16 protein-coding genes are annotated in these 19,788 nt (G+C 39.6%); 8 read left to right on the top strand and 8 right to left on the bottom strand.

The genetic code is table 11. The features are described from left to right. Window positions 1–109 precede the first annotated feature (109 nt). From fadB to tusA, 3 genes are all read left to right on the top strand, one after another. Window positions 110–2,269, top strand: a complete 2,160-nt coding sequence (gene fadB, locus EU510_RS19565; protein WP_149594812.1) for a fatty acid oxidation complex subunit alpha FadB — start codon at window positions 110–112, stop codon at window positions 2,267–2,269. 4 nt (window positions 2,270–2,273) lie between these two features. Continuing rightward, window positions 2,274–3,443 carry an acetyl-CoA C-acyltransferase FadA gene (gene fadA, locus EU510_RS19560; protein WP_004335189.1) on the top strand — a complete coding sequence of 390 codons (1,170 nt, stop codon included), beginning with the start codon at window positions 2,274–2,276 and terminating at the stop codon, window positions 3,441–3,443. A 293-nt stretch (window positions 3,444–3,736) separates the two neighbouring features. Continuing rightward, entirely contained in the window at window positions 3,737–3,976 is a 240-nt protein-coding gene (tusA, locus tag EU510_RS19555; protein WP_007377644.1) for a sulfurtransferase TusA, read from the top strand. Here the strand turns inward: tusA and EU510_RS19550 are convergent. The 8 genes from EU510_RS19550 to dnaA all read right to left on the bottom strand — a co-directional run bounded on the left by EU510_RS19550 (window position 3,973) and on the right by dnaA (window position 14,710). Next, complete coding sequence (locus EU510_RS19550; RefSeq protein ID WP_149594811.1) at window positions 3,973–4,920, bottom strand: hypothetical protein; 948 nt, start codon at window positions 4,918–4,920, stop codon at window positions 3,973–3,975. The genes tusA and EU510_RS19550 overlap by 4 nt on opposite strands. A gap of 103 nt (window positions 4,921–5,023) precedes the next feature. Beyond that, a complete protein-coding gene (locus EU510_RS19545) occupies window positions 5,024–5,473 on the bottom strand; it encodes a hypothetical protein (protein ID WP_010555151.1) in 450 nt (149 codons plus the stop codon). Between the two features lie 74 nt (window positions 5,474–5,547). Beyond that, window positions 5,548–7,617 (bottom strand): glycine--tRNA ligase subunit beta, encoded by a 2,070-nt coding sequence (gene glyS / locus EU510_RS19540; RefSeq protein ID WP_149594810.1) that lies wholly within the window; start codon window positions 7,615–7,617, stop codon window positions 5,548–5,550. A 1-nt stretch (window position 7,618) separates the two neighbouring features. Continuing rightward, the gene (glyQ, locus tag EU510_RS19535; RefSeq protein ID WP_007377648.1) at window positions 7,619–8,521 is read right to left on the bottom strand and encodes a glycine--tRNA ligase subunit alpha; all 903 of its coding nucleotides are present in this window, start codon (window positions 8,519–8,521) and stop codon (window positions 7,619–7,621) included. 140 nt (window positions 8,522–8,661) lie between these two features. Then, window positions 8,662–11,088 (bottom strand): DNA topoisomerase (ATP-hydrolyzing) subunit B, encoded by a 2,427-nt coding sequence (gyrB, locus tag EU510_RS19530; RefSeq protein WP_149594809.1) that lies wholly within the window; start codon window positions 11,086–11,088, stop codon window positions 8,662–8,664. A 12-nt stretch (window positions 11,089–11,100) separates the two neighbouring features. After that, entirely contained in the window at window positions 11,101–12,195 is a 1,095-nt protein-coding gene (gene recF / locus EU510_RS19525) for a DNA replication/repair protein RecF (protein WP_149594808.1), read from the bottom strand. 15 nt (window positions 12,196–12,210) lie between these two features. Then, window positions 12,211–13,314, bottom strand: coding sequence for a DNA polymerase III subunit beta (dnaN, locus tag EU510_RS19520; protein WP_004335206.1), 1,104 nt, complete (start codon window positions 13,312–13,314; stop codon window positions 12,211–12,213). 13 nt (window positions 13,315–13,327) lie between these two features. Continuing rightward, window positions 13,328–14,710, bottom strand: coding sequence for a chromosomal replication initiator protein DnaA (gene dnaA / locus EU510_RS19515; protein ID WP_004335207.1), 1,383 nt, complete (start codon window positions 14,708–14,710; stop codon window positions 13,328–13,330). Window positions 14,711–15,228: 518 nt separating this feature from the next. On the opposite strand from dnaA, the gene rpmH reads away from it, so the two are divergent. From rpmH to mnmE, 5 genes are all read left to right on the top strand, one after another. Next, window positions 15,229–15,363, top strand: a complete 135-nt coding sequence (gene rpmH, locus EU510_RS19510; protein ID WP_004335215.1) for a 50S ribosomal protein L34 — start codon at window positions 15,229–15,231, stop codon at window positions 15,361–15,363. 7 nt (window positions 15,364–15,370) lie between these two features. Further along, window positions 15,371–15,793 (top strand): ribonuclease P protein component, encoded by a 423-nt coding sequence (rnpA, locus tag EU510_RS19505; protein WP_007584204.1) that lies wholly within the window; start codon window positions 15,371–15,373, stop codon window positions 15,791–15,793. Between the two features lie 129 nt (window positions 15,794–15,922). After that, complete coding sequence (gene yidD, locus EU510_RS19500) at window positions 15,923–16,198, top strand: membrane protein insertion efficiency factor YidD (RefSeq protein ID WP_149594807.1); 276 nt, start codon at window positions 15,923–15,925, stop codon at window positions 16,196–16,198. Between the two features lie 8 nt (window positions 16,199–16,206). After that, on the top strand, window positions 16,207–17,844 hold the full coding sequence (yidC, locus tag EU510_RS19495; RefSeq protein WP_149594806.1) for a membrane protein insertase YidC: 1,638 nt from the start codon (window positions 16,207–16,209) through the stop codon (window positions 17,842–17,844). 134 nt (window positions 17,845–17,978) lie between these two features. Beyond that, a complete protein-coding gene (mnmE, locus tag EU510_RS19490; RefSeq protein WP_149594805.1) occupies window positions 17,979–19,343 on the top strand; it encodes a tRNA uridine-5-carboxymethylaminomethyl(34) synthesis GTPase MnmE in 1,365 nt (454 codons plus the stop codon). Window positions 19,344–19,788: the final 445 nt, after the last annotated feature.

The raw sequence follows: 19,788 nt of genomic DNA, 5'->3' as shown, positions 1-19,788 counted from the left end.
ATTGTAACCGAGTTAAATTTTTCGTTGCATTTTTAATTTAAAGCAAGCACACTGATTGAAATGCAAACTCATCGTACCAGTCTTAGTTCGTCAACTAGGGAGAATAATAATGTTATATAAAAGCGATTCCTTTGAAGTTAGCTTCCTGAAGGAAAACATCGCCGAGTTTAAGTTTTGTGTTGCAGGTTCTGTAAACACACTATCTCAAAAAACTCTTTCAGATTGCGCAGCAGCATTAAAAGAACTAGCCGCCAATACTGATATCAAAGGCATGATTTTTACCAGTGATAAAGACCACTTTATTATTGGTGCCGATATCTTCGAATTTTTACCTACATTTACTAAACCTGAAGAAGAATTAGTAGTGTGGATCAAAAACGCAACCGACGTTTTTGATGCAATCGAAGATTTACCATTCCCAACTCTAAGCGCTATAAACGGTATGGCACTTGGCGGTGGTTGTGAGTGGGCACTTGCTACCGATTATCGTGTGGCAAGCGAAACAGCTAAAATGGGCCTACCAGAAGTCAAACTTGGCATAATGCCAGGGTTTGGTGGCACAGTGCGCTTACCACGTATCATTGGCGCCGATAACGCGATGATGTGGATTACCTCAGGCGCAGAAAACCGCGCAGCAGATGCCCTTAAAGTTGGTGCGTTTGACGCGGTAGTTAGTGCTGACAAACTTCTAGAGTCAAGTGTGTCAACACTTGAACTGGCGATTGCTGGCAAGCTAGATTGGCAAGCAAAACGCAACGTAAAACTACAGCCACTTAAATTAAACCGTGTTGAGCAAGGCATGAGCTTTGCTATGGCAGAAGGTATGGTCATGGGTAAAACCAAAGGCCACTATCCTGCACCGATTATGGCTGTACGTACTATTAAAGCAGCGGCAAACTGTACTCGCGATGAAGCAATGGCAATCGAAAATGCCAACTTTGCTAAATTAGCACGTACACCAGAAGCAGCAGCACAAACTGGTATATTCCTAGCTGATCAATACATTAAAGGTAAAGCACGTAAATTTGCTAAGCACAGCGATGTAGAAATTAAACAAGCAGCTGTATTAGGTGCAGGTATTATGGGCGGCGGTATTGCATACCAGTCTGCTTATAAAGGCACGCCTATTATAATGAAAGACATCCAACAAGATGCGCTTGATTTAGGTATGGGTGAAGCATCTAAATTGTTAGGTGCAAAAGTTAAGCGTGGCCACATGCCAATGGAAAAAATGTTGGCAACACTTAGCAAAATTAAACCAACACTTAACGAGTCAGACCTACAAAGTGCCAACATTATTGTTGAAGCCGTTGTAGAAAATCCTAAAGTTAAGCAAGCAGTACTCGCTGATCTTGAAAAGAACATGCCAGAAGGCACTGTACTTACTTCAAACACATCGACTATTTGTATTGATTTACTAGCACAAGCACTAGATAAGCCAGAAAACTTCTGTGGTATGCACTTTTTCAACCCTGTGCCAAAAATGCCATTAGTAGAAATTATCCGTGGCGCAAAAACCTCAGATAAAACTATTAATGCAGTAGTTGATTACGCGCTTAAATTAGGTAAATCACCAATTGTTGTTAACGATTGCCCAGGCTTTTTTGTAAACCGTGTTTTATTCCCTTACTTTGCAGGTTTTAGCAAATTAGTGGTTGAAGGCGCTAACTTTGCAAAAGTAGATAAAGTAATGGAAAACGTATTTGGCTGGCCTATGGGTCCGGCTTACTTACTTGATGTTGTAGGTATTGATACAGCGTTCCATTGTACTGGCGTAATGGCTGACGGTTTCCCTGAGCGTATGGCGCGTGCTGATAAAGACCCTGTGACTATTTTTGCCAACGAAAAACGTTTTGGTCAAAAGAACAAAGCCGGTTTTTACAAATACGAAACAGATCGTCGCGGTCGTCTTAAAAAGTCTCATGACGAGACAGCAATTGAGCTATTAAGCCCAATTACAGACGCACCAAAAGAATTTGATAAACAAGAAATCATCGACCGTTGTATGATTCCAATGATCAACGAAGTGCTACTGTGCTTGCAAGAAGGCATTGTTGCCTCGCCGCAAGAAGCAGATATGGCATTAGTTTACGGTGTTGGTTTCCCTCCATTTAGAGGCGGCGCGTTCCGTTACTTAGATCAAACTGGTTTAGCTAACTTTGTTGCAGCAGCAGACAAATACGCTCACCTAGGTGCGATTTACCAAGTATCTGAGCAAACTCGCAAGTGGGCCGAAGAAGGTCGTGTTTTCTATAAGGTGGAAGGTTAATATCATGAATAATCCAGTAATTGTAGATTGTATCCGCACACCAATGGGTCGCTCTAAAAGTGGTGTATTCAAACATAAACGTGCAGAAGATTTAAGCGCACATTTAATGAAAGGCTTACTAGATCGCAACCCAGCAGTTGATCCAGCATCAATTGACGATATTTATTGGGGTTGTGTACAGCAAACATTAGAGCAAGGCTTTAATGTAGCACGTAACGCATCATTGCTTGCCGGTATTCCGCACAGCGTTCCTGCTGTTACGGTTAACCGTTTATGTGGCTCTTCTATGCAAGCATTGCATGACGCAGCACGCGCAATAATGACAGGCGCTGGCGACACTTACCTAATTGGTGGTGTTGAGCACATGGGCCACGTACCTATGACTCACGGCAACGACTTTCACCCAGGCTTAGCAACATCAATTGCACAAGCGTCTGGCTCTATGGGCTTAACAGCAGAATACCTTGCTACGCTTCATGGCATTAGCCGTGAGCAACAAGATGAATTTGCTTATCGCTCACATCAACGTGCACAAGCTGCAACTGTTGAAGGCCGTTTCCGTCGCGAAATTTTAGCAATGGAAGGTCACGCAGCAGATGGTTCGCTTATCTTAGTTGAAGACGACGAAGTAATTCGCCCAGAAACAACAGTAGAGGGCCTATCAAAGCTTCGCCCAGTATTTAATCCTGCATCAGGTACGGTAACAGCCGGTACGTCTTCTGCACTTTCTGACGGCGCATCTGCAATGTTAGTAATGAGCGAAGAAAAAGCAAAAGAACTTGGCTTACCAATTCGTGCGCGCATTAAAGCAATGGCAGTCGCTGGTTGCGATCCATCAATTATGGGTTACGGCCCAGTACCAGCAAGTAAAAAAGCACTTGCACAAGCCGGTATTACAATTGATGACCTAGGCGTAGTAGAACTTAACGAAGCCTTTGCAGCACAATCATTACCTGTAATGAAAGATTTAGGGTTAATGGATGTTGTTGACGAAAAAGTGAATTTAAATGGCGGCGCAATCGCACTTGGTCACCCACTGGGTTGTTCGGGTTCGCGTATTAGCACATCGCTTATTCACTTAATGGAAGACAAAAATGTACGATACGGTTTAGCAACTATGTGTATTGGTTTAGGCCAAGGCATTGCCACTGTATTTGAACGTGTTCAAGACTAATTAGTTTGAACATGTAAAACCATCTTGGTGATTAAAAAGGCGGACTGATTTTATTCAGTTCGCCTTTTTTATTAGCTTCAATTTATGAAAACGACCCTTTATCAAGCAAGCATGTAACAGCGTAACTATGTGATCGGGCGTATTATTAAATAAAGCATTTTGAAACTGCTAAAAGCATTAAGTAAAATAGTTAAATTACACATAAAATTGCGTTAAACTGCCAAACTTATTAATTGCTATACCTAAGCACTCGCATACGCAGCAATCACTTTAATTAAACAGGCCAATTTATTATGAGCTTTGATAATCCCGATCACCAATTAGATGCCATAGGCCTTCGTTGCCCAGAGCCAGTAATGATGGTACGTGCTGCTATTCGTAAAATGAGTGATGGTGAAACGTTATTAATAACTGCTGATGACCCATCAACTACTCGCGACATTCCGAGCTTTTGTACATTTATGGATCACACGCTGGTGGCTAAAGATGCAGAAGAAGCACCGTATAGGTATGTGGTGAAGAAAGGGCTTTAAGGTTCATTGCTCAAATACTGTGTTCTAATTAAATTACTGCTTTTGAAGTGAGAATTGTTTTTTTCTTCTAAATAATGAGCCACTCGGAACCACTCAAAATCCAAGTAAAATTTCCTTTCATTGTTAACTACTAATTCTGGCGGCCCCAAGAGTCGCTTCACGTCTAAGTCTATATTCTGATCAAGTAACTTACTAAAATAATCTTCAGCCCCAGTTACTGATTTATTTACCAAAGTGCGTAGTTTTATCATTAAATCAAAAATACCTTCAAAATAACCATCTATCGCTCTGTTGAGGTCAACTAAATCATACTTTAAGAGCTCATCTTTAAATGCAGAGTTTAATCCCTTTAACAACTTTATCTTTTCTTTCTCTTCCATTGCCGATAATACGAGTGGAATCTGAAATTTTGTTATTACGCCATTCCCATGTTTACTTTTAGATGGATATTTTAAAGTTAGCCCATTTACGGGTAACATTTTATGTTGGCATAAATTTCTCAAATTACAGCATAGAACATAGTACTGATTCTCTTTAAAGATCCTCTCTCTTTCTATCAATAATCCAGATAATAATGATTGATCGATATCATTAATTATCGAAAACTTATTACGTTCAATGTACAACCGATCTAAAACTAATTTTCCAGTATTCAAAATACTAAGATAGGAGATATTTAATTTAGTACGTGCTTTTTGATTTTCTATGTAAGCATGTACCTCAGAGAAATTTGAAAACTCTTGTGAAAGTTGAGCCATAGTAAGTAATGATTTAAATGTTTTAACCTCCTCGATCAAAACATCAAATAAATTTTCTATCTCTAGCTTTCGTAAAAAAACTTTATGTTTTGCTATGCACTCAAATGAGTCTGACTCAGTTAATTTACTTCGTTCAAAGCTAGGCTTATCATTTTCTAGATAGCAGTACCCTATATAATTATTCAATGCACTCCCCCTTAATCCAAAGGCTCAATTTCATATTAACGTCCTTGTCACAAATCTTTAAGCTCACTCGAACAGCTAAAAACTGACGACTTATAGCTTACAGCTATTTCTTCGTTATCGTCACTTGTGGCTTATCGTAGTCACTGTAATCAATACTTACTATGTACGTGCCTTTTATTGCTGGTGTGAAACTAAAGTAGTTATAAATAGTATTACAGTCTGCGATAGCTGGCTGGCCGAGTGTTAGGCTTTGCCCTGCTGGTTGTGCATCGCTGTAACCACAGTTATAACCTTCACTAAAATCGGCATCGGCTATTTTAAATTCATATACTTTACCAGGCGTCGAAAATTTAACTTGTGCTTGATAAAGCGCAGGGCCAACTGGCGCAAACTGATACTGGGGTTCTGCATCCCACAATGTAAAGTCGCCACGTAAGTAAATTGTGCGGTCAAGCTCTTGCTGTGGCAATACATCGTTAATCGAAATTTGGCTTGTACAGGCAGTAAGTAAACCAGCAATTGCTAAGGTTAAAATTCGTTTCATAGAAATCATCAATGGGTATCCTTTGCATACAGTGAAAACTAAAAAGCCAGCAAAACGCTGGCTTTTAAAATTGCTAATCGGTGTTATTTTTGTAAAACAGAAATATCTGCAATACCTAAAAACAATCCGCTTAACTGGCTTAATAGCGCAAGACGATTTTGCTTAACAGCTTCATCGTCAGCCATAACCATTACGTTGTCAAAAAAGTTATCAACACTTTCACGAATACCTGCCAATTGGCTTAATGCTTCTTGGTAGTTTCCATCTGCATAAAGTGGTGCAAGGTCAGTGGCAAATTTTGCTACTTGTGATGCTAATACTTTTTCGGCGTCGTCGCTTAATAAGCTCTCATCAACACTACCTTGGCTGGTAATGTCGTTTTTAGCCAGAATATTACCTACACGCTTATTAGCTGCTGCAAGCGCTTCTGCTGTGTCTAATGTACGGAAGTGGCTTACGGCTTTAACACGGCGGTCAAAATCAACAGGTTTAGTCGGACGACGTGCAAGCACTGCTTGAATTACGTCTACTTCAATACCTTCGTCTTGATACCACGCACGGAAGCGCCCTAGCATAAATTCAAATACGTCAGTTGATACATTTAAGTTAGTTAACTTGTCGCCAAACAATGTTTGCGATTTAGCTACTAGGTCTAAAATATCAAGTGGTAGTTCTTTTTCTACCATGATGCGCAGTGCACCTATAGCAGCACGACGAAGAGCAAATGGGTCTTTGTCACCTTTTGGTGCTTGGCCTATACCAAAAATACCCACCAGCGTGTCAAACTTATCAGCAATCGCTACTGCGCAGCTAATTAAGTTTGTAGGTAAGTTATCCCCTGCAAAGCGTGGCATGTATTGCTCGTTTTGCGCTACGGCTACATCTTCGGCTTCACCATCGTGGCGAGCGTAATGCATTCCCATTACACCTTGCACGTCGGTAAATTCCATTACCATTTCAGTCATTAAGTCTGTTTTACTTAATAAACCTGCACGCTGCGCTAAGACTTTATCGGCACCTAATTGCTCAGCAATGTAACCCGCAAGCTCACTAATACGCTCAGACTTATCTTTCAGCGTACCAAGTTGCTTTTGGAACAATACGCTATCAAGTGACTCTAGTCGGCTTTCTAATGTTTTCTTTTTATCTGTTTCAAAGAAGAACTGTGCATCAGCTAAACGCGGGCGCACTACTTTTTCGTTACCAGAAATAACCACACTTGGATCTTTACTCTCTATGTTAGATACAAACAAAAACTTATTTAAAAGTTTGCCGTTTTTATCTAATAACGGAAAGTATTTTTGATCGTCTTTCATGGTGTAAATTAACGCTTCGGCCGGTACATCTAAAAATGCCTCTTCAAATGTTGCCGTCAAAGTAACTGGCCACTCTACAAGTGATGTTACTTCTTCTAGTAAATCTTCATCCATCGCGACAACAGCGTTAACTGCGCTTGCAGCCTCTTCTATTTGCGTACGAATTTGTGCTTTACGTTGTTCGTAATCAGCAATAACGTAAGCAGATTTAAGTACGTCAAAAACGTCATCTGCATGGTTAATGCTAATTTTTTCAGGATGATGAAAACGATGACCTTGAAGCTGGTTAGTTATTTGCTTACCAAGAATTTCGCCTTCAAGTAATTCGTCACCAAATAAAATAGTTACCGTATGCACTGGTCGAATAAATTGTGTTTTATTCGCCCCCCAACGCATTGGTTTAGGTATTGGCAATTTAGCGAGTGCTTTAGTAATTGCACCTGTCATTAACGCTTTGGTTTCTTGCCCTGCTACTTTAGCAATGTGCAATAACCATGCGCCTTTGTCAGTTTCGAGTGTTTGTGCATCTTTTACTTCAATACCACAACCACGTGCCCAACCCATTGCTGCTTTTGTTGGGTTACCGTCACCGTCAAATGCGGCTTTAGTTGCTGGACCGCGTTTTTCAACTTCTTTGTCTTGTTGCTTAGCTTCAAGCGCTTTTACTTGTAAACCTAAACGACGAGGCGATGCATACCAGCTTACGCCTTGGTGTGCTAATTCTAATGTTTCTAGCTCTTGAGTTAAGTTTGCAGCAAAGGCTTCTGCTAGTTTACGCAGTGCTTTTGGTGGTAACTCTTCAGTGCCAATTTCTACTAATAAATTTTGTGCTGACATTTTACTTATCCTTACACAGCGGGAAACCAAGCGCTTCACGTTTGTCATAGTAACTTTGTGCACACGCTTTCGATAACGCACGAACGCGTAAAATATAACGCTGACGTTCGGTTACCGAAATTGCGTGGCGTGCGTCTAGTAAGTTAAATGCGTGCGATGCTTTCATTACTTGCTCGTATGCAGGTAGTGGTAAGTTAGCTTCAATTAACTTTTGGCTTTCTGCTTCACACTTATCAAACTGTGCAAATAAGTCTTCTACGTTTGCATGTTCAAAATTATAAGTAGATTGCTCTACTTCATTTTGATGGAACACGTCGCCGTAGGTTACGCGCCCTAGTGGACCGTCTGCCCATACTAGGTCGTATATGCTATCTACGCCTTGAATGTACATTGCTAAACGCTCTAGGCCGTAAGTAATCTCACCCGTTACAGGTGAACACTCAATACCGCCAACTTGTTGGAAGTAGGTAAACTGCGTTACTTCCATGCCGTTTAACCAAATTTCCCAACCCAAGCCCCATGCGCCTAGCGTAGGTGATTCCCAGTTATCTTCTACAAAGCGAACTTCGTGAGTAAGGGTATCGATACCCATTGCCGCTAATGAGCCTAAGTAAAGCTCTTGGATGTTATCTGGCGATGGCTTTAAAACTACTTGGAATTGATAGTAATGTTGTAGGCGATTTGGGTTTTCACCATAGCGGCCATCCGTAGGACGACGACAAGGCTGAACGTACGCGCTCGACATTGGCTCTGGACCAATAGACTTTAAAAATGTTTGTGGGTGAAATGTCCCGGCGCCCACTTCCATATCAAGTGGTTGAATAATGACACAGCCTTGCTGCGCCCAATAATCCTGTAAAGCCAGGATCAAACCTTGAAAGGTTTTTACGTCATATTTTTGCATATTTGGCTTTTTACTATCTAAGAAGTAGCGTGAAAATTACCCTTAGTATACCGTGTGTACACTCAGGTTTTAAGCAGTTTGTGTAATTGAAAAAATAAAAAAGGAGCCATTAGGCTCCTTTTTCGGTGTAAGTAATATTTTTACACGTCTAGATTAACTACGCGAAGAGCGTTAGTTTCGATAAACTCTCTACGAGGCTCTACTTGGTCGCCCATTAGAGTGGCAAATAATTGATCCGCGCCAACAGCATCTTCAATTGTTACTTGTAACATACGACGAGCACTAGGATCCATTGTGGTTTCCCAAAGCTGGCTTGGGTTCATTTCACCCAGTCCTTTATAGCGTTGAATGTAGATCCCGCGCTTAGATTCTGTGATCAACCATTCCAAAGCATCCACAAAGTTATCAACAGGTTTTGTTTTCTCACCACGTTGAATATAAGCACCTTCTTTTAGGATGTTTGCAATGTTAGTACCAGTCACAGCAATGCGTTGGTAGTCACGTGATGCAATAAAGTCATAATGAAGTACATGTGCTTTATCAACACCGTGCTGACGAATATTCACAACCGGGTAATACATATTACGCTCAGCGTCAAACTCTGTGCCTGCATGGAAAATAGTTGCATCTTCATCACGTGCAATCAAGTCGTCAACTAACTCTTTTGTCCAAGCAATTACTTTAGCTTCGTCAGAAAGGTCATCAGTTTTCAACTCTGTTTGGTAGATTAAGCGTTCCATTACTGTGTTAGGATATTTACGCTTTAAACGCTCAATAACCTTAACTGTATTTTGGTAATCGTGAACGACTTTTTCTAGCGCTTCACCTTCTAGTGCAGAAGCATCTGCGCTTGGATATAAAGCAGCATTATTAAGCGCAAGCGACGTTAAGTATTCTACCAATGCTGGATCATCTTTAATATAACGCTCTTGCTTACCTTTTTTCACTTTATAAAGTGGTGGTTGAGCAATATAAATATAACCGCGTTCTACAATTTCAGGCATTTGACGATAGAAGAATGTTAGTAGTAACGTACGAATGTGAGAACCATCCACGTCCGCATCGGTCATGATGATGATACGGTGATAACGTAATTTCTCAGGGTTATATTCGTCACGACCAATACCACACCCTAATGCAGTAATTAGTGTTGCTACTTCTTGCGAAGATAACATTTTATCAAAACGTGCTTTTTCTACGTTCAATATTTTACCTTTAAGCGGAAGAATAGCTTGGTTTTTACGATTACGTCCCTGCTTGGCTGATCCGCCAGCAGAGTCCCCTTCCACTATATATAGTTCAGATTGGGCTGGGTCTTTTTCTTGGCAATCAGCTAGCTTACCTGGTAAGCCTGCTAAGTCCATTGCACCTTTACGTCGTGTCATTTCACGGGCTTTACGCGCCGCTTCACGTGCACGTGAGGCATCAATAATCTTACCGACAACAATTTTGGCATCAGTTGGGTTTTCTAATAAAAACTCAGTGAACTTTTCAGCCATTGCTTGTTCAACCGCAGATTTAACTTCACTTGATACTAGCTTGTCTTTAGTTTGTGATGAGAACTTAGGATCAGGAACTTTAACACTAACAACAGCCGTCAAGCCTTCACGGGCATCATCACCGGTAGCATTGCTGGTTGTTTTAGCTTTTTTGTTAAAGCCTTCTTTTTCCATGTAGTTATTAAGTGTACGTGTTAGCGCTGATCTAAAACCGGCTAAGTGAGTACCACCATCTCGTTGTGGAATATTATTTGTGAAACAGTAAATATTTTCTTGGTATGCATCATTCCACTGCATTGATACTTCAACGCTAATACCATCTTCTTCACGTTCGTGAGTAAAATGGAACACACCTTTATGTATAGGTGTTTTATTACGATTTAAATATTCAACGAAAGCTTGGATACCGCCTTCATATTTAAAGTGGTCAGATTTATTTTCTTCACGCTCATCATTTAATATGATGCTCACACCTGAGTTTAGGAATGAAAGCTCGCGTAAACGCTTAGCTAAAATGTCGTAATGAAAATCTAAATTTGTGAATGTTTCAGCGCTTGGCCAAAAACGTAATTCTGTACCAGTTGTTTCTGAGTCACCAATTATAGCTAAAGGTGCATCTGGAACACCCATAGTATAAAACTGCTCATGAAGTTTACCTTCACGGCGAACTGTAAGTTTTAGTTTTTCTGAAAGTGCATTTACAACAGAAACACCAACACCGTGTAAGCCGCCTGATACTTTATAAGAGTTATCATCAAACTTACCACCGGCATGAAGTACCGTCATAATAACTTCGGCTGCAGATACGCCTTCTTCTTCATGGATAGAAGTTGGGATACCACGACCGTTATCTCGAACTGAGACAGAACCGTCTAAGTGAATCGTTACATAAATATCATCACAATGACCTGCTAAGGCTTCATCGATCGAGTTATCAACGACCTCAAACACCATGTGGTGTAAGCCTGTGCCATCATCGGTGTCCCCAATATACATTCCAGGACGCTTTCTTACTGCGTCTAATCCTTTAAGTACTTTAATACTCGACGAGTCATAATTCTCAGACATGGTTAATCCCACTTATCTTGTTATTAGGTTGCCATGTTTCACGTGGAACATTTGTAGTTCTCGTTGCATGGGTTCCACCACAGCAGAAATACTTTCAGATAAAATTGAAGAGATAAAAATTTGAGAACTGCAGTGAGCAAGTAATTGTCCCACTTTCTCTTTTGTATCTTCGCCTAATTCTGAAGGTAAATCATCTATTAGCAATATAGATTGCTTATCTGTCTCTGACTCAATTAAGCTATTTTGCGTAACTTTCAACGCATACAATAATAGCTTCAATTGACCGCGTGAGAATGTATTCTCCACGCTGTTGCCAGCGACACTAAAACTAAAATCGGCCTTATGAGGGCCTTTACTTGTAAACCCTTGGCGAGCATCTCGCTCAAAGTTTTGCTCTAATGCATCTGCAAGAGATTCAGTCTCTTTCCAGCCTGCGCTAAAGGTCATTTCTAAATCACGTACAAGCGTCAATTCTGCACACATTTTATCAAAAAATTGCTGCTTAAACCTACTTATATACGCCAATCTTAATTTATTTATTTCTTCAGCCAGTCTAACAAATTCTTTGTCCCAAAACTTAATTTGGTCAAAATAATTCTTGGGCTTAGTTTTTAATAATGCATTACGTTGTTTAAGTACTTTATTAAATGATTGCCACAAAAAAAAGAACTCATGTTCCACGTGGAACAAACCTAAATCTAAAAACTTTCTGCGCTCTTTAGGTCCACCAAAAAACAAAGAATAACTCTCTGGTGTAATAATTTGTACAGGCATAAGTTGAGCAAGTTCTGATATCTTACGGCTCGCCTTACCTTGAATTTTTAAATTAGTCTCACCCGTTTGCGTTTTACTCATACCAATTGGAATAGATAAATCGTGTATTGTTTTACGCCCGTGAATTACAAACTGCTCTTGCTGGTGCGCAATAATACTTTTGTGTTTTGGAGTACGAAAAGATTTGCCATGAGAAAGGTAATATATAGCCTCTAAAAGGCTGGTTTTTCCACTGCCATTTTCACCATAAATTATATTAACGCCGTTGACTGGTTCTAGCGTCAGCGCCTCAATATTACGAAAATATTTGAGGCTCAAATGACTTAAGCTCATTATGTATTTATAGTCTTATAAACGCATAGGCATAACAACGTACATTGCTTCTTCATCGCCTGCACCTTCAATTAATGCACTGCTGTTTGAGTCGGCTAATGTAAATAGTACGTCTTCTGTTTTTAATGTGTTTAGTACATCTAATACGTAAGACACGTTGAATCCTATTTCTAGGTCCGCGCCTTCGTAACTTACTTCAACAACCTCTTCAGCTTGTTCTTGCTCTGGGTTATTGGCAGTAATTTTTAATAAACCGTTTGATAGGTTTAAGCGTACACCACGAAACTTTTCATTCGATAAAATAGACACTCGTTGAAAGGCATTACGTAACCATTCTCGGTTAGCTGTAATTACTTTGTCGCCACCACGTGGTAATACACGACGGTAATCAGGAAAACGTCCATCAACTAGCTTACTTGTAAAAGTAAACTCAATATCAATAATACGAATATGGTTAGCACCAAACTGAATTGTAACCAATTCATCGTCAGCTACCATAAGGCGCATAATCTCTTGCACACCCTTGCGAGGTATAATTAATTGACGTTGAGTGTTAAGCGATTGCGTTAATTGCTTTTGCGCAATAGCTAAACGGTGACCATCTGTTGCCACTGTTTTTATATCTGTATTATCTACTTCAAACGACATACCGTTTAAGTAGTAACGTACGTCTTGATTCGCCATCGAAAAATGTGTGCTTTCGAGTAATTTACGAAGCTCTAAACGAGTTAGTTGAAATTCAACCTCGCCATCCCACTGTTCTAAATTAGGAAAATCATCAGCAGATAAAGTCGTTAATGAAAAACGGCTTTTACCACTGGTTAAAAGTAATTGGTGCTCTTGCAAGCTTAAAGTAATGTCTGAACCATCTGGTAGACTTTTACAAATATCGAGTAACTTTTTAGCGGGTAACGTTAGTTTTGTATCGGCAATATCATCACCTACAAATACGCCAGAAACTAATTCAATTTCAAGGTCGGTACCCGTCATTGAAAGTTGTCCGTTTTCTACCACTAACAAAACGTTAGATAAGATTGGTAGCGTGTGTTTGCGCTCTATTGCACCCGACACTTGCACCAATGGCTTTAAAAATTGTTGTCTTGATATTGTTATTTGCATAATAAAGTCAGCCCTAAGATGACAATGTTCTTATTAAGTTTTGGTAATCTTCTTTGATTTCGTGGCTTTCGTCACGTAGTGATTTTATCTTACGACATGCGTGCAATACGGTCGTATGATCGCGTCCACCAAATGCGTCACCAATCTCAGGTAAGCTGTGATTAGTTAATTCTTTAGATAATGCCATGGCAACTTGACGTGGCCTTGCTATAGAGCGACTGCGGCGCTTAGACAATAGATCTGACACCCGAATTCGATAGTACTCAGCCACGGTGCGCTGAATATTATCTATCGTAACCAGCTTATCTTGCAAGGCAAGTAAATCGCGTAGTGCTTCTTTTACAAAATCAATCGAAATTGGACGACCTGTAAAATTAGCATTAGCGATTACACGGTTAAGTGCGCCTTCTAATTCACGTACATTTGAACGTAATTTTTTGGCGATAAAAAAGGCAACTTCATGTGGTAAGTTAATCTTACTTTGCTGTGCTTTTTTCATCAAAATAGCAACGCGAGTTTCAAGCTCTGGTGGCTCAATCGCGATTGTTAATCCCCAACCAAAGCGTGATTTAAGACGGTCTTCGACCCCTTCAATCTCTTTTGGATAACGGTCAGAGGTTAAAATAATTTGTTGGTTACCTTCAAGTAATGCATTAAAGGTATGAAAAAACTCTTCTTGGGAGCGCTCTTTATTAGCAAAAAATTGAATATCATCAATCATTAATGCGTCAACACTGCGGTAATAACGCTTAAATTCTTCTATCGCATTATTTTGTAGTGCCTTTACCATGTCTTGAACAAAGCGCTCTGAATGCATGTAAACAATTTTAGCATCTGGCTTGTTTGCCATAATGCCGTTACCTACTGCATGTAATAAATGAGTTTTACCTAAACCAGTACCACCGTAAATAAATACAGGGTTAAAAGCAGAGCCTGGATTGTCGGCAACTTGAGTAGCCGCTGCTTTTGCTAATTGGTTTGATTTACCTTCAACAAAGCTGTCAAAGGTATAATTTTCTTTAATGTTAGATTTGTAACCTGACTTAGGTGCAGGTTCAACAACAGGCTTTTGCTCGCGAGGCTGTTGTTTTGTAGAAGCCTGTGGTGCAGATTGTGTTTCTATAACCGGTGCAGCTTGCGCATTTAATAAAGGCTTACTACCTACATCAAAACGTAGCTTTGGTGCTTCAACACCACAAATTTCTACTAATAATTCGTTAATTCTATTTAGGTACTTTTCTCTTACCCAATCAAGCACAAAGCGATTAGGTGCATAAATCGTCAAGGTATCTTCGGTACTTTCTGCCTGTAGTGGTCTTACCCACATACTGAATTGCTGCGAAGGCAGCTCATCTTGCAATACATATAAACAACTTTGCCAAACCGACAGATACACAGTTAAACTCCCAGAGATATAATTTTTATTCCCGCACATCATTAATGATTATAAATCATACATTTATTGCGTTCAAATGGTCCAATAAGCGACCCAAGACCGCGTATTATGAAGGCACTTTATCCACAAGTAAAAGATTGATTTTTATAAAATTGTTGATATCGATGTATAAAATCATTAACAAACTGATTTAAAACAGTTTTTATTTTAGATCCGAAGAGGGGATCATAACAAAATAACACCAAGATCGCGAACCAAATTTACGATCCAATTTTCTTTTCCCCCGCTTTTATTCACTTTTTATACAGGGGCTGTGGAAAACTTCTTATTTATGATGATCCTAACAGATCGCCCTACACGATCTCTTTATGAGTCATAAGTAGGCTATATACTGCGAACGTAATTATGATTGACTTTACGTTACTTACTCTATAATATCTCGCGCTCGCAATGGCACCTATGCCAGGATCGCGACCTGTATAGGATGTTTTAACTTTAACCGATCGGATGAGATTGTTATGAAAAGAACTTTTCAACCTAGCGTTTTAAAACGCAAACGTGCACACGGCTTCCGTGCTCGCATGGCAACTGTAAATGGCCGTAAAGTATTAGCACGTCGCCGCGCTAAAGGCCGCAAAGTTCTTTCTGCTTAATTTATAAGTGGAAGACTTTAGCTTTGGCAGGGAGTTACGTCTGTTAACTCCCTCGCATTACTCTCGTATATTTAATGAACCCGCTCGGGCTGCAACTCCTTTCTTTACTCTATTAGCTAAACCAAATGACCAAGAAAAACCTCGGTTAGGTCTTACTGTTGCTAAAAAACGCGTAAAAAAGGCATGCCAACGAAACCGTATTAAACGTCTCGCTCGCGAAAGTTTTCGTTTAAATCAACACAGCATCGATAATATTGATATTGTGCTTATGGTTAAAAATGGTATTGATGAACAGTCTAATGAAGAAATAACCAAACAACTTACTAAATTATGGCGAAAAATTAACGAACGCTGTAAACCAGGTGCACCTAAACCGCCACCTTTTAAGAAACGCCCAAACAAATCAGCTAAATCTAATAAACAAACCTAATTGCAATAGAATTGCAGGGTTAATTAATGTATCTTTAGCTCACCTTTTAATCATGCATTTAAAATTTCTAATTGAGTCTTTAAATACATGATATCTATCTCACTAAACTTAAGTAGGGGCATAAACATCATGAGGTTAATTAAACCACTTGTTGCTTTTCCTAAGGTTTGTTTAGTGTTATTTATCCGCGGTTATCAAAAGTGGATTAGCCCGCTGTTAGGTCCGCATTGTCGTTTTAATCCAAGCTGCTCACATTATGCAATCCAAGCAATTAATTTGCATGGATTTATAAAAGGTAGTTGGTTAGCTTTAAAACGCATATTAAAATGCCATCCTTTACATTCAGGTGGAGACGACCCCGTACCTGAAAAATTAACCCATATTAACCACCAACACGAGAAATAAGAGCTGTTATGGAATCGCAACGCACGTTTTTATTAATTGGCCTAATGCTAGTGTCGTTTTTATTGTTCCAAGAATGGGATAATGATTACAACAAGCCTAAAGCCGATCCAAGTGCCACAACACAAACACTACAAGCAAATTCACCAGAGTCGGATGATTATATTCCTTCATCGTCAGATTCAGGTTTACCCGCTTCAACAACTTTAGCTAAACGTTCAGTTATTGAAATCACAACTGACGTTTTTAAAGTTAAAATTGACACCAAAGGCGGTGACATTGTTGAAACAGACCTTCTTCAATACGAAGAAACTAAAGGAAGTGACACTCCTTATATGCTTCTTGGTCAGCTTGATAGTGGCAAACAATACTTTTCACAAAGTGGCTTAATTGGCTTAAATGGCCCTGATGCATCAGCTAATGGTCGCCCTACTTATAGTACCGAACAAAAATCATATACCTTAACGGGTGATGAGCTTCGCGTTCCACTTCAGTTTACTGATAGTAATGGTGTTAGTTTTACTAAAACGTATGTATTCAAAAAAGGTCAGTATGACGTAGGCTTAGAATACAAAGTTAACAACACTACCAGCGCACCTCTTCAAGTACAGCTATACACGCAAATTAAGCGTACCGTACAAGAAAAAGGTAGCATGGTTGATCAAAACTATTTAGGTGCTGCATACGGTACTGACGAAGAACCATACGAAAAGTATAGTTTTTCGGATATGGCTGATAAAAACCTAAACAAAAACACGCAAGGTGGTTATGTTGCATTTATACAACATTACTTTGTAAGTGCTTGGGTTCCAATGCAGGATCAAACAAATACAATTTATAGCTTAATTACAAAAAGTAATGCCGCTATTATTGGTGCTAAAGATCCCGCTGTAAATATTCAAGCTGGTAGTGAGCAAACACTAACTGCTACTTATTATATGGGCCCGAAAGAGTCAGATATTCTTGAAGCGATTCATCCAGACTTAGACTTAACTGTAGATTACGGTTGGTTATGGTTTATTTCGCAACCTTTATTTGTATTGCTAAAATGGCTACATAGCATTTTAGGTAACTGGGGTGTAGCAATTATTGCCATCACTATTATCGTTAAATCGTTAATGTACCCACTTACTAAAGCGCAATACACTTCAATGGCAAAAATGCGTGCCCTACAGCCTAAAATGGCAGCTCTTAAAGAAAAGTTTGGTGATGACCGTCAAAAGTTCGGCCAAGCAACTATGGAAATGTACAAAAAAGAAAAAGTTAACCCAATGGGTGGCTGTTTCCCTATTTTGCTACAAATGCCAATTTTCTTAGCCTTGTTCTACGTATTCTTAGAGTCTACTGAACTTCGCCATGCTGAATTTATTTTTTGGTTAACTGACCTTTCTGCACAAGACCCGTACTACGTATTACCAATCTTATTTGGCGCGAGTATGTTTGTGACGCAAAAACTACAGCCTATGACGGTAACTGATCCAATGCAGCAAAAAATGATGACCTTTATGCCGGTTATCTTCTCTGTATTTTTCTTATGGTTCCCATCTGGTTTAGTTCTTTACTGGTTAGTGTCTAACCTTATTTCTATTGTCCAGATGTTAATCATCTACCGTGGCATGGAAAAGAAAGGAATTAAAGTAAGAGGCTGACTAAGCTCCTACTTATATAAAGGCGACTTCGGTCGCCTTTTTTATTGCCTGTTTTTCACCAGAGTATTCGCGAGTGTTTATTTCATAGGTTACAATACCGCCATAAAGTTACTTATCGTTGGCAAATTAATAGCATGATCAATCAAGATACAATTGCAGCACAAGCAACTGCCCCCGGACGTGGTGGTGTTGGTATTATTCGCGTTTCAGGCAACCTTGCTAAAAGTGTCGCCGAAAAAGTAGTAGGCAAAATTCCTAAAGTTCGTTACGCCGATTACGTGCCATTTAAAAGCCTTGCTGGCGAGCAACTTGACCAAGGTATTGCCATTTACTTTGCAGGTCCTAACTCATTTACTGGTGAAGACGTACTTGAATTACAAGGCCACGGCGGTCCTGTAGTACTTGATATGCTACTTAAAGAAATTAGTAAAATAGAGGGCGTTCGTTTAGCAAAGCCTGGTGAGTTTTCTGAGCGTGCATTTATGAACGATAAGCTTGATTTAACACAAGCAGAGGCTATCGCCGACTTAATTAATGCAACGAGCGAGCAAGCTGCTAAAAGCGCCCTGCAATCGCTACAAGGTGAATTTTCTAAGCACATAGAAACACTGGTAGAAAAAGTAATTCACTTACGCATGTATGTAGAAGCGGCAATTGATTTTCCGGATGAAGAAATTGATTTTCTATCAGATGGTAAAGTGTCAGGCGACTTAGACACCATTATTACTCAGCTTAATACAGTAACCAACCAAGCCAAACAAGGCAGCATCATGCGCGAAGGAATGCGTGTTGTTATTGCAGGTCGCCCTAATGCGGGTAAATCAAGCCTACTTAACGCTCTAGCTGGTCGCGAAGCCGCTATCGTAACAGAAATAGCCGGTACCACTCGCGACGTACTTAGAGAGCATATACATATAGATGGTATGCCTCTGCATATTATAGATACAGCTGGGCTACGTGAAAGCCCAGACAGAGTTGAGCAAATAGGGATTGAGCGTGCGTGGGATGAAATAAACCAAGCCGATCGCGTTTTATTTATGCTTGATGGCACTGACACTATAGATACTGACCCGCATAAAATTTGGCCTGAATTTATGGCCAAATTACCAGAAGGTATGGGCGTTACGGTCATCAGAAATAAAGCTGATTTATCGGGTGATATAGTCGGAATGGAGCAAGAGCAACAATACCCGGTCATCAGCTTAAGTGCTAAAAATGCTGACGGTATTGAACTTGTTCGCGAGCATTTAAAAGCCTGTATAGGCTTTCAAGGCGCTACAGAGGGTGGCTTTATGGCGCGCCGTCGTCATTTGGATGCACTAGAGAGCGCTGCGTATCATTTAGAAACAGGTAAAACACAATTAGAAATGCACATTGCTGGTGAAATATTGGCTGAAGAACTGCGTTTAACACAGCAGTATTTAAACGAAATAACCGGTGAATTTACCTCGGACGACTTACTTGGCAAAATATTTAGCTCATTTTGTATTGGTAAATAAGCACCTTATTACAGATATATTTTTATTATAAGAGCACTTCGGTGCTCTTTTTTTATGTAAAATATTCACCATAGAATATGTATTTATACCGTCAACCCCAGCCAGTTCTGCCAATAAAATCATACCCAAAGCGATAATTATTACCAGCCAGATCATGTAGATTAGACAGTGGAAAGAGCCTTTAAGTAAGGTATTAATAGCGCAAGTAATACCTATTTTAAGGTCAAAACCTATACATATTTCAAACAAAATACGATTTTAAAATCGTTATCCACCACACAAAAATTAGTTATAAATAGTTTTTTTATAATTACCTAGCTCATAAAAACTGATGACATTTGCTCAATTTAAGAGCTAAAACGTGACGATCAATACTCTAAATAACCAACTTTATACAACATATGGACAGACGATCACTGCCGCTTTTTAATAAAAATAATTCGAG

This window comes from Pseudoalteromonas sp. FUC4 (assembly GCF_008370255.1).
Taxonomy (GTDB): Bacteria; Pseudomonadota; Gammaproteobacteria; order Enterobacterales; family Alteromonadaceae; genus Pseudoalteromonas.
Note: the sequence above shows the minus strand (reverse complement) of the source record. Positions and strands in the feature narration are given on the sequence as shown.

Coding starts and splice junctions, on each gene's coding strand:
- fadB (WP_149594812.1), top strand. CDS start 110: ATGTTATATAAAAGCGATTCCTTTGAAGTTAGCTTCCTGAAGGAAAAC.
- fadA (WP_004335189.1), top strand. CDS start 2,274: ATGAATAATCCAGTAATTGTAGATTGTATCCGCACACCAATGGGTCGC.
- tusA (WP_007377644.1), top strand. CDS start 3,737: ATGAGCTTTGATAATCCCGATCACCAATTAGATGCCATAGGCCTTCGT.
- EU510_RS19545 (WP_010555151.1), bottom strand. CDS start 5,473: ATGATTTCTATGAAACGAATTTTAACCTTAGCAATTGCTGGTTTACTT.
- glyS (WP_149594810.1), bottom strand. CDS start 7,617: ATGTCAGCACAAAATTTATTAGTAGAAATTGGCACTGAAGAGTTACCA.
- glyQ (WP_007377648.1), bottom strand. CDS start 8,521: ATGCAAAAATATGACGTAAAAACCTTTCAAGGTTTGATCCTGGCTTTA.
- gyrB (WP_149594809.1), bottom strand. CDS start 11,088: ATGTCTGAGAATTATGACTCGTCGAGTATTAAAGTACTTAAAGGATTA.
- recF (WP_149594808.1), bottom strand. CDS start 12,195: ATGAGCTTAAGTCATTTGAGCCTCAAATATTTTCGTAATATTGAGGCG.
- dnaN (WP_004335206.1), bottom strand. CDS start 13,314: ATGCAAATAACAATATCAAGACAACAATTTTTAAAGCCATTGGTGCAA.
- rpmH (WP_004335215.1), top strand. CDS start 15,229: ATGAAAAGAACTTTTCAACCTAGCGTTTTAAAACGCAAACGTGCACAC.
- yidD (WP_149594807.1), top strand. CDS start 15,923: ATGAGGTTAATTAAACCACTTGTTGCTTTTCCTAAGGTTTGTTTAGTG.
- yidC (WP_149594806.1), top strand. CDS start 16,207: ATGGAATCGCAACGCACGTTTTTATTAATTGGCCTAATGCTAGTGTCG.
- mnmE (WP_149594805.1), top strand. CDS start 17,979: ATGATCAATCAAGATACAATTGCAGCACAAGCAACTGCCCCCGGACGT.